Consider the following 13963-nt stretch of genomic DNA (forward strand, 5'->3'; position numbering starts at 1 on the left):
CGTTGAGCGGGGGGCTCACAACAGGTGTACAACGTCCTCGGGCGACGGTCAGGGGCGCGGCGAGCGCACACCTAGGATCAGAGGATGACGACGGCGCGACGGCGAGGCATCCTCGCTGCCGTCACGGCCATCGTGCTCCTCGCGATCGGTGGGGGAGTCGCGTTCGTGGTCGGCGATGCGCTCGGCATCCGCACCGAGCCGGCCGCGCAGATGCAGCCCGCAGCGCCGGTGATCGCGGCTGCGACGGATGCTGTGGCCCCGCCCGAGTTCGCTACGTTCGACGTGCCCGATACCGAGCGCGTCACGGTGGCGATCGACGAGCTGCGGGACGCCGTCGCGGATGCCTCCGCGCGTGAGGGCGCGGCATCCCTCACCGTGGAGATGGCCAACGCGGACGCCGACGACGCGGCCGACGGCTACACGCTGGACGGTGACCCCGCGGCGCTGCGCATCAGCGCCGCCACCGAGGCCGGCGCGACACGGGCGATCTACGACCTGGCCGCCCAGGCGCGCGCCGCGCAGCCGCTCACCGACCTGCTGGGTGAGCACCCGGCATCCCGCCTTCCGCTGCGGATGAGCGACCTCGGAGCCGTCGGAGTGATCCCCGACCCGGCCGAGTGGGAGAGCGGCGACGACTACTCGCACGCGTCGAAGGCGTTCGCCGCCGTCGTGCAGCCCGAGTCGCCGTACATCGACCAGACGGCGCTCGCCGCGGCGTACGAGGACTTCGACGGCTTCCTGCGCCACTCGCTCGCCAACGGCATCAACGCCGTCGCCTTCCCCGGATTCGTCGAGTTCGTCACGTTCGACGACGTGCCGGGCGGCGCCGTCTACGCGGAGGGCGACGACCACCGCGACAAGGCCCTGGCGCTTCGAGAGGCGTTCGCACCGTTCTGGGAGCGCGCCGACGAGCTCGGCGTGAAGGTGTTCCTGCGCACCGACATGCTCGCCCTCACCGGACCGCTCGAGCGCTACCTCATCGACCGGTTCGGCTCGCTCGACACCGAGGACCCCGAGTTCTGGGAGGTCTACGCCGCAGGCCTGGACGAGCTGTACGAGGCGGTTCCGGCGCTCGACGGCGTGCTCACCCGCATCGGCGAGGCGGGGCCCGTCTACGACGTCGGCGGCTGGGACTACTACTCCGCGCTCGAAGTGACCACGGTCGACGCCGTGCGGACGATGCTCGGGGCTTTCACGGCGCAGGCCGAGGCATCCGATCGCGAAGTCATCTTCCGCACGTGGAGCGTGGGGGTCGGCGCCGTCGGCGACATGCACACGAACGACGCGTCGTACGAGGCCGTGCTCGATGGCATCGACTCGCCCGCGCTCATCGTGTCGACGAAGTACACGCTCGGCGACTTCTACACCTGGCTGCCGCTGAACCACACGCTCGAGCAGGGTGATCAGCGGCGCATCGTGGAGTTCCAGAGCCGTCGCGAGTTCGAGAACTTCGGCGCCTTCCCCAACGACCTCGGCGCGCAGTATCAAGAGGCGCTGCAGCAGCTGCTCGCCGCGAACGACCGTATCGAGGGCGTCTGGGTGTGGACGCAGGACGGCGGTCCCTGGCGTGCCGGGCCCATGTCGCTCTACCTCAAATCGGGCTTCTGGCAGCTGTACGAGCTGAACACCCAGCTGGCCGCCGCGCTCGCGCAGGACTCCGAGACCGATGTCGCCGAGGTGACCGCCGACTGGGCGCGGCAGTGGTTCTCGGACGATCCCGCGACCGTGCAGGCCATCGCCGAGGCCATGACCCTCTCGCGCGACGCCATCGCCCAGGGGATGTACATCCAGCAGTTCGCCGACAAGCGCGTGTTCGCGATCGGGCTCGAGCCGCCGCCCATGATGTGGATCTTCGAGTGGGACATCCTCACCGGCGACTCCGCCGTGCTGGACGTGCTCTACGCGATCGTGCGCGACAGCGGGCTGTCGGACGCCGACGCCGCTTCCGGGGCCTCGAGCGCAGGCATCGATGCGGCGATCGCCGACGGCGCGCAGGCGGTCGCCGCCGTCGAGAAGATGCGCGATCTCGTGACGGGATCCGATGCCGCGACCTGGCACTCCGCCGAGATGCGCGACGCCTTCGTGGGCACCCTCGACTACGAGCTCGACACCCTGCGGCTCCTCGAGGCGTACCGGGCGATGATCCTGCACCAGGGTCAGTGGCACGACACGCTCTCGCCCGAGTCGTACGCCGAGTGGGATGCCGATCGCGCCGCCTACGAGACGCTGGCCGCCACGCATCTCGAGCGCTACGAGGGCGACCTCGACTACCCCGCGTTCAACCTCACGGCGGCGCAACTGGGCGTGGACCGGGCCGAGCGCGACCTCACGATGGCGTGGCTCGCACGCGGCCTGCTGCTGCTCGCGATCGCGTGGGTCGTGATCGGCATGCTCGCCGCGCGCACCCGACTGGTCGCCCGGCCCGGTGCCGCCGCCGCCCGCGCGACCTGGATCGCCTCCACCCGTCCGTGGCGGGCGCGGGAGTCGACGCTCGGCATGCTCGAGCTCGACCGCTGGCTGCTGCTGATCGTGCCTGCCGCGCTGCTCGTGGCCACGCGGGCGGTGCAGACGTCGTTCCTGTCATGGACGCATCTGGTGGTCACCATCGGCGCATGGGCGGTGTTCGCCATCGTCGTGCGGCTGTTCGTCTGGCAGCGGTCGCCGTGGCCGGTCATCGCCGCGGTCGGCGGCGTCGTGATGCTGCGCTGCATCCTCGCCCTGTTCGCCCTGTCGTTCACGGGGCCCGGCGGCTACTGGTTCGCGTTCTGGACCGACCCGGTGCTGCGCACCGTGTACATCACGGTGGCCTTCGCGCTCTTCGTCTGGGTGTTCGTCGCCGCCGGGTGGGCGCTCGCCGCGCAGGTGCGCGCACGCCGCGCCACCGGGTACGTGCTGGCCGCCGTCGGCGCTGGGCTGCTCGTGCCGTCCGCCGCCGTCGGCGTGATCGGTCTCGAGTCGGCGCTCACGCTGTGGAACGACGAGATGGGCCTGCTGCCCTGGGGCCTTGCGCGGATCCTCGGCATCACGACCTACCTCGAGATCCCGGATGCCGCTCCCTGGGCCGCGGCCGGGTTCGCGGCCGTGCTGCTCGTCGTGGGGGTCGTGCTGGCGCTGCCCTGGCGACGCGGGCGAGCGCTCTCCACCCCCTCCTGAAGGAGGGAGTGCGGCGCCGGCCGGTCTCGAGCACCCGTTTCGGAGGAGTATTTTTGAAGGATCCCCCGAAACGATTCGAAGAGGTATTCGTCATGCGCTCACGAAGCACAGCACTCCTGTCCATCGCCGCCGTTTCCGGCCTGCTCCTCGCCGGTTGCGCGTCGACCGCCGAGCCCGAGGCCACGCCCACGTCGGCCGCGTCGTCGGTCGTCGAGTCGTCGGTCACCGAGCCGGCGGCCGCCAACGAGCGCGTCGGCGCGGACGGCAACGAGCTCGAGGTCTGGAGCAGCATCGTCCCGGACGAGAACGCTGCCGCCGTCCTGGACGAGCCGGAAGCCGGCAACCAGTGGGTGACCGTCAACGTCGCCCAGTGGGTCACCGACGAGGGTCTCTCGGACGTCGACGTCGCGCCCGTTCTGCGCTCGACCGAGGACGAGTCCTTCTCGGCCGACGCCGTGTCGCAGCGTTCGGTCGACGTGCCGATGACGCCGGAGAAGTCCTACACGTTCGTGTGGAGCTTCCAGGTGCCCCAGGCGCTCGTCGACGCCGAGACCCTCGTGCTCTGCGTCGGCTCGGGTGACGAGGGCTGCAGCAGCCTGGTCGCCGAGTGATCCCACGGCGCTGACCGCCCGCGGCGGCGCCGGATCCACCGCGTTCGCGCCGTGTGCCTTCGGGTGCACGGCGCGAACGCGTTTCTGCGGGGCCCTGCATGCAGCGCGACTCGTCGAGACGAGTACCTTGTATGCCAATAGTTTGTATGCAAAGCTTTCGCCATGACGACGACTGCCACCCCGCTCGAATCGTCGGTGTGCTTCGCGCTGTACACGTCGATGCAGGCGACCCTGCAGCTCTACCGCGACCTGCTGGAGCCGTGGGGCCTGACGTACCAGCAGCTCATGGTGCTCGCGGTCGTATGGGAGCGCGACGAGGTGTCGCCGGGCGAGCTCGCCGAGGCGCTCTGCCTCGACGCGAGCAGCGTCTCGGGCCTCGTCGGCCGGCTCGAGCGCATGGGCTACCTCCAGCGCGAGCACCGTTCCACCGACCGCCGCTCGGTGCGGATCACCGCGACCGCGCACGCGCTCGCCGTGCGGGGCGAGCTGGGCCACATCGAGCGCTGCGTCGCAGAGGCCATGCAGGTCACGCCCGCAGCGGCCGAATCCGTCATCGGCACGCTGCGGTCGCTGCGCACCTCGATGCGCGGCTACGACGCGCGCGCGGCATCCATCGCCTCATGAACGGCAAGGAAGGAAACGCATGACCCTCGAAGAGATCCCCGTCACCACGATCCACGGTGAGAGCACCACCTTCGGCGAGCTCACCGATGGGCGACTCGCCCTCGTCGTGAACGTCGCGTCGCGGTGCGGACTGTCGCCGCAATACGAGCAGCTCGAGGCGCTGCAGAAGGAGTATGCCGACCGCGGATTCACGGTGATCGGCTTTCCGAGCAATCAGTTCCTGCAGGAGCTCTCGACCGAAGAGGCGGTCGCGGAGTACTGCTCGACGACGTGGGGAGTCACCTTCCCGATGGCCGAGAAGGTGCGGGTCAACGGCCGCAACGCCCACCCGCTCTACCAGGAGCTGACCGCAACGCCCGACGTCGACGGCAAGAAGGGCCGCATCACGTGGAACTTCGAGAAGTTCCTGGTCAGCCCGTCCGGTGAGGTGAAGCGGTTCGCGCCGCAGACGAAGCCCGACGCTCCCGAGGTCGTCGACGCGATCGAGGCCTGGCTGCCGGGGGAGTAACCTCCCCGGCGCTCCGACAGGTCAACCGGCCTTCTACAGGAGGTTGGACCGATCCATTCTCCTGTGGAAGCGCGGTTGACCTGTCGAAGGGGTCAGAGCAGGCCGGCAGCCGATGCGGCGGTACGCCGCTGCTCGATGCCGCGCTGCGCCCGGCGCGCGATGCCCACGACACCCGTGATGAGGGCGAACACGCCCAGCACGAGCACGGCGACGGCGATCGCGGTCGCGGGGCTGAGTGACACCAGCCACGACGCGAGAGCGGCCTGACGGGCCGGGTCGGTGAGGAACCACACCGCGCCGGCGGCGATCGCGGCGAGGACGAGGCCCCACACGATGCCCGCCCACCGGACGCGCGGACGGGAGAGGACGACGGATGCCGCGGCCTCAGGCGGGTCGGATGCCGCCGTCGCAGGCTCCCACGCGGGCGGCAGGCTGCTGCCCGTGAACGCGGGCGGGAGCACGGTCGGGGCCGCAGCCGGCGCCTCCGGTGCGGGCGGGACGAGGTCGGCGACCGGGGCGGAGGTGTCGGCGCCGGGTACGGCATCCGGAATCTCAGGAGTGCTCATGGCGGGGCTCATTTCTCGTAGACGGTGACCTCGACCGAGCCGCTGCGCTGGTCGAGCGTGATGTGCTGGGTCGTGACGGCGTCGGTGGTGGAGTCTTCGCTGCGGACACTCCAGCTGAGGCTCCCGTCGCGGCCGGGCTCGACCGTGCCGGACTCGATGTCGCCGCCGTCGCCTGCCGGCAGGCGGCTGTACTCCAGCGCGCCGTTGCCGAGGGTGGCGTCGAGCTCGAGCGCCGTGCCGGGGTACACCTCGATGTAGGTGTACCCGTAGCCCTTGGTCACGACCACGTCGCCGGCGCGGACGTCTGCGCTGCGCGACAGCGGAGAGACCGAGAGCGTCGTGCTGCCGAACGGCTGGACCACCGCCTGGTCGTAGGTCGCCGTGCCGAGATTCACGCTGCCGACCGCCAGACGGTCGGGACCGGATGCCGCCGCCACCGACGCGCCGATCACCAGCAGCACGATGGTCACGGCGGTCAGGAAGCCGCTGCGGCGGCGGACAAGACCTGCGACGACCATGGCGAGGGCCGTGACCAAGGCCGCGGTGAATACGCCGATGGCTCCGGCGAAAGGAGTGGCGGCGGCGGCGAGGACGGCGAGGGCACCGGCGACGAGCGCGGCCCCGAGGGCGGTGAGCACGAAGACGAAGCTCGTGCGCGGTCGCGTGGCCTGGCGGATGCGGCGACGCTCCTCCGCTTCGCGGGCGAACGCCGTTCCCGCGCTCTCCCGTTCGCGGCGCGCCTGCTCGCGGGCCGCGCGGGCCGCGTCCTGCTGGCTGCGCTGCCACGTGTGGTGCTCCGTGCGCCACGCCTCCTGCCGGGCGCGCCAATCGGCGACCTCGGCGTCGTCGGTGCCTGCGGATCCCGTCGTGGACTCGGCCGGCGCCCGACCGGCCGAGTCCACGACGCCCGCAGCGGCTGCCGCGAGGGGAGAGGTCGCGTCGTCACCCGAATGAGACGCGACGGTCGGGGCGGGCTGCGCGGAAGCCGTCTGCGCACCCGCCCACGGGGAGCGATCGGCGCGGGCCGACCGGACGATGAAGTAGGTGGCGAGCCCGATGAGCGCGAGCGCGATGATGACGCCGAAGCCGCCGAGGGGCGTTCCGACGTCCCAGATCGATGAGGGATACCCGCCCCCGAACGCCGCCCACACGGGCCACAGCAGCAGGTTCCGCAGCCACGGCACCACCGGGATGAAGCCGACGGCGGTGAGGATGAAGATGCCGGTCATGGCCGGGTCGTAGCGGCCGTGGAACAGCTCGCGGAGGTGGATGCGGCCCTCCGTGTCGGGCAGCAGCGCCCAGGCGATCGCGTAGACCAGCAGCGCCGGGAACCCGAGGAGCGCCACGACGACGAAGATGCCTCGCACGATGAGGGGGTCGATCCGCAGACGGGCCGCGAGGCCGCCGCACACACCGCCCAGCCATGCGTCTCCGCGCACGATTCCGAGGCCTCGCACCCACGCGAAGAACCGGTCGGAGCCCGTCTGCACGCCGGGAGGTGCGGTCGGCGGTGGTCCCGGATCGGCAGGGGGAGCGGAGGTGGTGTCGGTCATGCCTCCACCCTGGCGGCGACGTGACGGTGCCCGCTATGGGGTGATCCCCTGACCCTTCCCTGATCCTGGTGCCCCGGGTGTGGTCGGGGGCGGCGGGCGATGATTGGATGGCGGCATGCCCTCGAACGCGACTGTCGCCGCCCCCGCGGTGCACGCGGCGTTCGAGCGCCCCGCTCTCCGGCGTCCCCGGGATTGCGTGGTCTCGGGCGTCTCCGCCGGACTTGCCCGGCACCTCGGCTGGCCCGTCTGGGTGGTGCGCACCGCCTTCCTGGCGCTCGCGCTCGTATCGGGCGCCGGCGTGCTGCTCTATGCGTGGCTGTGGCTCTTCATGCCGTGGGACGACGTCGTGCCCAGGGCCGGCGGCAGCGCCGACGCGCGCTCGCGCGGTGCTGTCGAGGAGGATCGCCCCGGTGCACCCGCGCCGCGGGATCCCGCGCTCGAGGACCACGACCACGGCCCCCAGGTGCCGACGCGCCGTGCGCCGGTTGCGTGGATCCTGACGGCCGCGTCCATCGTCACCACGCTGGCGACCGCCGCGGCCATCGCCGTGTTCGCCGGGAACGGCGTCGTCGAGGCGTCGCTCCCCGGGTGGATCGGCGGCGTCTTCGTCGCGACGGTGCTGGCAGTCGCGGCAGGCTCTTGGGCGACGCTGGTCGATCGGCGCGACCCGGCACGCGGTCCCCGGCACGAGAACGTCGTCCGCGCCGCGGTGACGGTGGTGCTGATCGTGCTGCTGCTCGCGCAGCTCTCGACGCTCCAGCAGGTCGGCGTGGCAGGCTTCGTCTACGCACTGATGCCCCTCGTGGGGATCGTGCTCGTGTACTCCTCGATGCTCGTGGACAAATGGCGCGAGCTGTCAGGCGAGCGGGTGCGCCGCATCCGCGAGGAGCAGCGCGCCGAGATGGCCGCTCACCTGCACGACTCGGTGCTGCAGACACTCGCCCTCATCCAGAACCGCGCGGGCGCCTCGAGCGAGGTCGCCCGCCTCGCCCGCGCGCAGGAGCGCGAACTGCGCGCGTGGCTCTACGACGGCGACGCTCCCGCCGACAGCGACCTCGCCACCGATCTGCGCGACTACGCCGCCGCGCTCGAGCTCGACTATCCCGTGCGGATCGACGTCGTCTCGGCGGGACTGCCGGCCGAGCGTGCGAGCGGCGAAGTCGCGGCGGCATCCCGCGAGGCGATCCTCAACGCCGCCCGCCATGCCGGTGGCGACGTGTCGGTCTACATCGAGGGCAACGAGAACGCCGTGGACGTGTACGTCCGGGACCGCGGCCCCGGCTTCGACCTGGCCGATGTGCCGGACGACCGGCTCGGTGTCCGTCAATCCATCCTCGGCCGGATGCGGCGCGCCGGCGGATCCGCGACCGTGCGCCGCGGAGTGGGGGGAGGCACCGAGGTGCACCTGCGGTTCGTGACTGCTCCGCCGGCCTATGCGGCGGGCGGCGGCGCGGCGGGAACGGAGGGCGTACATGGCTGAGGCGCCGGTGCGAGTCGTGATCGTGGACGACCATTCCATCTTCCGGTCGGGCCTGCGCGCCGACCTCGACGGCTCGATCGAGGTCGTCGGGGAGGCGGGGGATGCCGCATCCGCCGTGACGGTGATCGAGGCGACGCGGCCCGACGTCGTGCTGCTGGACGTGCACCTGCCGTCGGGCCAGGGCACGACGGCATCCGGACCCGACGCGGCGGGCGGCGAAGCCGTGATCCGTGCGGCCGGCCCGGCGGTGCCGACGACGCGCTTCCTGGCGCTGAGCGTGTCGGATGCCGCGGAGGACGTGGTGCGGGTGATCCGCGCCGGCGCCCGCGGCTACATCACGAAGGGGTCGTCGGGGGCGGAGGTCAGCCGCGCCGTCCACGCGATCGCCGAAGGTGACGCGGTCTTCTCCCCGCGCCTCGCGGGCTTCGTGCTCGACGCCTTCGGCGCCGCTGTCGGCGAGACCGCCGCGACCAGTGACGAGCTCGATCGCCTGTCGGCGCGCGAGCAGGAGGTCATGCGGCTGATAGCCCGCGGGTACGCCTACAAAGAGGTCGCGGCCGAGCTGTTCATCTCGATGAAGACGGTCGAATCGCACGTGTCGGCGGTGCTGCGCAAGCTGCAGCTGTCGTCGCGGTACGAGCTGACGGCGTGGGCATCGGAGAGACGTCTGCTCTGAGCCCTTGCCGCGGAGTTCCGGGCGTCCGCGGCCGTCGTCGACGAAGGGATCGCGCGAGGTATGCGGCATCCCTAGGCTCGGGACGTGCAGAGGTCGCGGAGGAGCCCGACGCTCGGCGAGATGCTCGGCGAGATCGTGCGCCGCGCCGCGGACGAGGTCGAGGCGACCCTGCCGGCCGCGCTCGCCGACGAGCCCGACGGTGTGCATCAGCATCGGGTGCGGGTACGGCGCCTGCGCAGTGTGCTCGGAGGCTTCCGCGACGCGCTCGACGCCCGCGCTGCCGAGCGCGTGCGGGTGGCATACGCGGAGTGGGGGCGTGAGCTCGGCGTCGTGCGCGACATCGAGGTGCGCGCCGAAGTCGCGGGCGAGATGCTGGAGCGGGCGGGGATCGACGATCCGGACGTGCAACGGCGGCTCGTCGGCACCGAGCAGGAGGCATACTCGGTGGCTCAACAGCGGCTGGTGGAGCTGGCAGGCTCGCCGCGCGCCGAGGAGCGGCGGCGACTGCTGCGCGAGTTCGTCGATGCGGCGAATCCCGTCGACCCCGATCGCGATGCTGCGGAGGTGCTCGCTGCGGCGGTCGCAAGACAGGCACGTCGTGTGGAGAAGGCCGAGTCCCGCCTCGACGGCACGGATGCGAGCTACCACGCCCTTCGCAAGGCCGCGCGACGCCTGCGGTATGTGGCGGAATCCGCAAGGGACGCCGCTCCCGGCGTGCTCACGAAGGAGATGGACGCACTCGTCGAGGCCGGCGACACCATCCACGATGCGCTCGGCGCGCACCGGGACGCCACGCTGCTCGCGCAGCGTGTGGATCATGAGGCCGCCCTCGCCGGGCGCGCGGGGGAGCTGTCGCACGCGTACGACAGGATCGCCCAGGTGGCCCGGGACGAGGCGGGGGAACGCCTCGGCGAGGTCCCGCACGCGATGCGGTTGCTGAAGGCCGCGGCATCCCGTCTGTCGTGAGGAACGACGCGGCCGCGTCCGCGACCGCGAGGTCGGCAGTGGGCCCGACCGGTGTCGGCCGGGCGACCTAGACTTGGTGGGACATGACCGATGCCACTCCCACCGCGCCCGTTGCGGGGACCATTCGTCCGATCGTTCTCGACGGAGGCGCTGCGCCGCGCGTCGGCGCCCGCTCCGACGAAGACCTGCTCGACGGACTCAACCCGCAGCAGCGCGAAGCCGTCACCTACCGGGGGCAGGCGCTGCTCATCGTGGCCGGTGCCGGCTCGGGCAAGACCAGCGTGCTCACGCGGCGCATCGCCTCGCTGCTGCGCAACCGCGAGGCGTGGCCCAGCCAGATCCTCGCGATCACCTTCACGAACAAGGCCGCCGGCGAGATGCGCGAGCGTGTCGAGCACCTGGTCGGCGATTCGGCGCGCGGCATGTGGATCTCGACGTTCCACTCGGCATGCGTGCGCATCCTGCGCCGTGAGGCCGAGCAGTTCGGGTTCACGAAGTCGTTCACGATCTACGACTCGGGCGACTCCCGTGCGCTGATCAAGCGGCTGGTCAAAGAGCACGAGGCCGACGCGTTCGGGCTCACTCCCGCGGCCACGCAGTCGAGGATCTCGAAGCTGAAGAACGAGCTGGCGGATGCCGAGTCCTACGCCCGCACCGCGAACATGAGCGATCCTGCCGAGCGGGTCTTCGTCGAGCTGTTCGCGGCCTACCAGCGCGAGCTGCAGCGGGCGAATGCGTTCGACTTCGACGACCTCATCGCGCAGACGGTGTTCCTGTTCCGCGCCTTCCCGCAGGTGGCGGACGTGTATCGCCGGCGGTTCCGGCACGTGCTCGTCGACGAGTATCAAGACACCAACCACGCGCAGTACGCGCTGATCCACGAGCTGACCCGCCCGCCCGGATCGGATGCCGCACCGCTCGCCGGCTCCGGCGGGATGATGATCTTCGAGGCCGAGCCGGCCGCCGAGGACGGCGCGTCGCTCACCGTCGTCGGCGACTCCGACCAGTCGATCTACGCGTTCCGCGGCGCCGACATCCGCAACATCAGCGAGTTCGAGAAGGACTACCCGGGCGCCAAGGTCGTGCTGCTCGAGCAGAACTACCGCTCGACCCAGAACATCCTCTCGGCCGCGAACGCGGTGATCAGCCACAACTTCGACCGCAAGGACAAGCGCCTGTGGACCGACGTCGGCGAGGGCGAGAAGATCATCGGCTTCACCGGCTACTCGCAGCACGACGAGGCGCAGTTCGTCGCCGACGAGATCGAGGCGCTGCGGCGGGCAGGCGTGGACTACTCGCAGATGGCGGTGTTCTACCGCACCAACTCGCAGTCCCGTGCGCTGGAGGAGATCTTCATCCGCTCCGCCCTGCCGTACAAGATCATGGGCGGCACGAAGTTCTACGAGCGCGCCGAGATCAAGGACGCGCTCGCGTACCTCGTGGCGGTCGCGAATCCCGCCGACGAGATGGCGATGCGCCGCATCATCAACCGGCCGCGACGCGGCATCGGCGATGTGACCATCGAGACCATCTCGCGTTATGCCGTCGATCAGCAGATCACGTTCCGTGACGCGCTGGCGAACTCGTCCGCGCTCGGGGTCGGACCCAAGATCCAGGCGGCGATCGCGCACCTCGACGCGGTCCTGGCCGAGGCGACCGAGATCATGCTGCCCGCATCGGGCGAGCTCGCGCCGCCGACCGCCGTCGCCGACGGTCTGCAGCTGCTCCTGAACAAGAGCGGCTACTACGACGCGCTGCGTGCCAGTAAGGACGCGCAGGACGAGGCCCGCATCGAGAACCTCGATGAGATGGTCGCCGTGGCGCGCGAGTTCGCGCGCAACAACCCGGAGGGCACGCTCCTCGACTTCCTCACCGAGGTGGCGCTGGTGTCGGATGCCGACGACCTCGAAGACGCGTCGGGCTCGGTGTCGCTGATGACCCTGCACACCGCCAAGGGCCTCGAGTACGACGCGGTGTTCGTCACCGGCGTCGAGGAGGACCTCATCCCGCACCGCATCTCGGCGGGGGAGCCGGGTGGGCCGCAGGAGGAACGGCGCCTCTTCTACGTCGGCATCACCCGCGCCCGTCAGCGCCTCTACCTCTCGCTCGCGATGACCCGCGCGCAGTTCGGCGAGGTCACGGTCGCGATGCCCAGCCGCTTCCTGCAGGAGATCCCGCTCGAGCTGCTGCACTGGCGTCAGTCGCCGGGCGATGTCAACTCCCGCGGCGGCACGCAGTCGCGCGCGCTCAACGCGCGCCGCGGCGGCTTCGGCGGGTCCGGTTCCGGCTCCGGCAAGCGGTACGGCGACGACCTCGTGCCGCTCGCGCGCCGCGAGCCGACCGGCAACCTCGAGCGCTTCGCGAACAAGATCCCGTCCAAGGTGCGCGACAACGGCGATCTCGAGCTGGCGCCGGGCGACCGCATCCGTCACGACGACTTCGGCGAGGGCCGAGTGGATGCCGTCACCGGCGAGGGCGCGAAGCGCGTGGCGCATGTGCGCTTCGACTCGGCGGGGCCGAAGAAGCTGCTGATCAAGATCGCACCGATCTCGAAGCTCTGACCGTCTCGCTTCGCTCGCTCACCGACCGGTACTTCTCTCTCGGTCGTTGAGCGAGCGAGGAACGAGCGAGACGAAACGCGCGCACCCGGCGCACACGAGTGGCTCGACGCGTCGCGACGCGCTTCACTCGCTCACCGAACCGGGTCGTGCGCGGTTCGTTCCGCGAGCAGGTGGTGGTGGGCGAGGCGGCGCAGCGCGAGCATGACCGGCTCGTACATCGCGGTGCCCAGCACGGCGTAGCTCACGGCGTCGGCGGGTGACATGCCCGCCAGCGGCGCGACCTCTTCGGCGGCGACCTGGCGCATCGCGCCGCCGTAGCGGCCGAGGACGGCGGGAGAGGCATCCAGCCCCGCCGCATCCAGCGCGCGCAGCGCCTCGTCGAGCTGGGCCACCGCGGTGAAGTCCGGGTCGTAGGTGAGACCGAGGGCCGCGATCGCCTCCCGGGCGCGCGGGTAGTCGTCCCGGCCGCCGTCGACGTAGGGCGGGAGCGCGCCGACCGCGCGTCCGAGGGTCTCCATCGGGTCGTCGAGCGGGGAGTCGACCAGGTCGAGCACTTCGCGCACCCGCACCAGGGGCAGGCCGCGCACATCGGCGAGCGCCGCGATGAGTCGCAGGCGGGCGAGGTGCTCCTCGCCGTACTCGGCGCGCGTCGCCGACACGCTCTCCCCGCGAGGCAGCATGCCTTCGCGGATGTAGAACTTCACGGTCGCGACGGGGACCCCGCTTCGTTCCGACAGCTCAGAGATCTTCATCGCGGCCCTCCTGGGTCTTGTGCTGGATACTATAGCTATCCAATACTGGAGAGCATAACTATCCAACGGAGGTCACGATGGACCCGATTCTCACGATCGTCGCCGGCGCGACGATCCTCACCGTCATCGGCATCATGTCGGGCGGCACCTTCCTGCTCCGGATCGCCTCACGCGGTCTGCCGTTCAACGGTCTGCAGAAGACGTTCTTCCGCGCCGGTCACGCCCACGCCGGCGTGCTCGTGCTGCTCGGGCTGGTGAGCCTGCTGCTCACCTCGGCCGCAGGTGCGGCGCTCGCCTGGCAGTGGGCGTCGGTCGGGGTGCTGGCCAGCGCGATCCTGATCCCGGGCGGGTTCTTCCTGTCGGTCCTGGGGCAGGACCCGCAGCGACCGGGGCGCGCGATCGCACTCCTGTGGGCGGGAGTCGTCGTGCTCGCGGCATCCCTTCTCGCGGTCGGCATCGGCGTGATCGTCGCGGGGGTCTCCGCGCTGGGCTGAGCCTGCCCTGGGAACCGGG

The 13963-nt window shown here is 71.1% G+C and carries 12 protein-coding genes; 9 read left to right on the plus strand and 3 right to left on the minus strand.

Annotated elements, in window-relative coordinates:
* Positions 1-84 precede the first annotated feature (84 nt).
* From ACI3KX_RS02255 to ACI3KX_RS02270, 4 genes are all read left to right on the plus strand, one after another.
* A complete protein-coding gene (locus tag ACI3KX_RS02255; RefSeq protein ID WP_404907474.1) occupies positions 85-3153 on the plus strand; it encodes a hypothetical protein in 3069 nt (1022 codons plus the stop codon).
* A gap of 92 nt (positions 3154-3245) precedes the next feature.
* On the plus strand, positions 3246-3764 hold the full coding sequence (locus ACI3KX_RS02260; protein WP_363358069.1) for a hypothetical protein: 519 nt from the start codon (positions 3246-3248) through the stop codon (positions 3762-3764).
* 162 nt (positions 3765-3926) lie between these two features.
* Positions 3927-4388, plus strand: a complete 462-nt coding sequence (locus tag ACI3KX_RS02265; protein WP_404907477.1) for a MarR family winged helix-turn-helix transcriptional regulator — start codon at positions 3927-3929, stop codon at positions 4386-4388.
* A 19-nt stretch (positions 4389-4407) separates the two neighbouring features.
* A complete protein-coding gene (locus tag ACI3KX_RS02270) occupies positions 4408-4896 on the plus strand; it encodes a glutathione peroxidase (protein ID WP_349426596.1) in 489 nt (162 codons plus the stop codon).
* 92 nt (positions 4897-4988) lie between these two features.
* Here ACI3KX_RS02270 and ACI3KX_RS02275 read toward each other — a convergent pair whose 3' ends face one another.
* The gene (locus ACI3KX_RS02275) at positions 4989-5462 is read right to left on the minus strand and encodes a hypothetical protein (protein ID WP_404907479.1); all 474 of its coding nucleotides are present in this window, start codon (positions 5460-5462) and stop codon (positions 4989-4991) included.
* 8 nt (positions 5463-5470) lie between these two features.
* Positions 5471-7015, minus strand: coding sequence for a PspC domain-containing protein (locus tag ACI3KX_RS02280; RefSeq protein ID WP_404907481.1), 1545 nt, complete (start codon positions 7013-7015; stop codon positions 5471-5473).
* A gap of 115 nt (positions 7016-7130) precedes the next feature.
* On the opposite strand from ACI3KX_RS02280, the gene ACI3KX_RS02285 reads away from it, so the two are divergent.
* The 4 genes from ACI3KX_RS02285 (at position 7131) to ACI3KX_RS02300 (ending at position 12698) form a co-directional block, all read left to right on the plus strand.
* Positions 7131-8495 carry a PspC domain-containing protein gene (locus tag ACI3KX_RS02285; protein WP_404907482.1) on the plus strand — a complete coding sequence of 455 codons (1365 nt, stop codon included), beginning with the start codon at positions 7131-7133 and terminating at the stop codon, positions 8493-8495.
* The gene (locus tag ACI3KX_RS02290) at positions 8488-9171 is read left to right on the plus strand and encodes a response regulator transcription factor (RefSeq protein WP_363358064.1); all 684 of its coding nucleotides are present in this window, start codon (positions 8488-8490) and stop codon (positions 9169-9171) included. The genes ACI3KX_RS02285 and ACI3KX_RS02290 overlap by 8 nt, the downstream gene beginning before the upstream one ends.
* A gap of 84 nt (positions 9172-9255) precedes the next feature.
* Positions 9256-10137 carry a CHAD domain-containing protein gene (locus ACI3KX_RS02295; protein WP_404907484.1) on the plus strand — a complete coding sequence of 294 codons (882 nt, stop codon included), beginning with the start codon at positions 9256-9258 and terminating at the stop codon, positions 10135-10137.
* 83 nt (positions 10138-10220) lie between these two features.
* Positions 10221-12698 carry an ATP-dependent helicase gene (locus ACI3KX_RS02300; protein ID WP_404907486.1) on the plus strand — a complete coding sequence of 826 codons (2478 nt, stop codon included), beginning with the start codon at positions 10221-10223 and terminating at the stop codon, positions 12696-12698.
* A 131-nt stretch (positions 12699-12829) separates the two neighbouring features.
* Here the strand turns inward: ACI3KX_RS02300 and ACI3KX_RS02305 are convergent, their stop codons facing one another.
* Entirely contained in the window at positions 12830-13450 is a 621-nt protein-coding gene (locus tag ACI3KX_RS02305; RefSeq protein ID WP_363358060.1) for a MerR family transcriptional regulator, read from the minus strand.
* Positions 13451-13527: 77 nt separating this feature from the next.
* Between ACI3KX_RS02305 and ACI3KX_RS02310 the strand changes: the two genes are divergently transcribed.
* On the plus strand, positions 13528-13944 hold the full coding sequence (locus tag ACI3KX_RS02310; RefSeq protein WP_363358059.1) for a hypothetical protein: 417 nt from the start codon (positions 13528-13530) through the stop codon (positions 13942-13944).
* The last annotated feature ends 19 nt before the right edge of the window (positions 13945-13963 follow it).

This window comes from Microbacterium sp. ZW CA_36, assembly GCF_044987475.1.
Classification (GTDB): Bacteria; Actinomycetota; Actinomycetes; order Actinomycetales; family Microbacteriaceae; genus Microbacterium.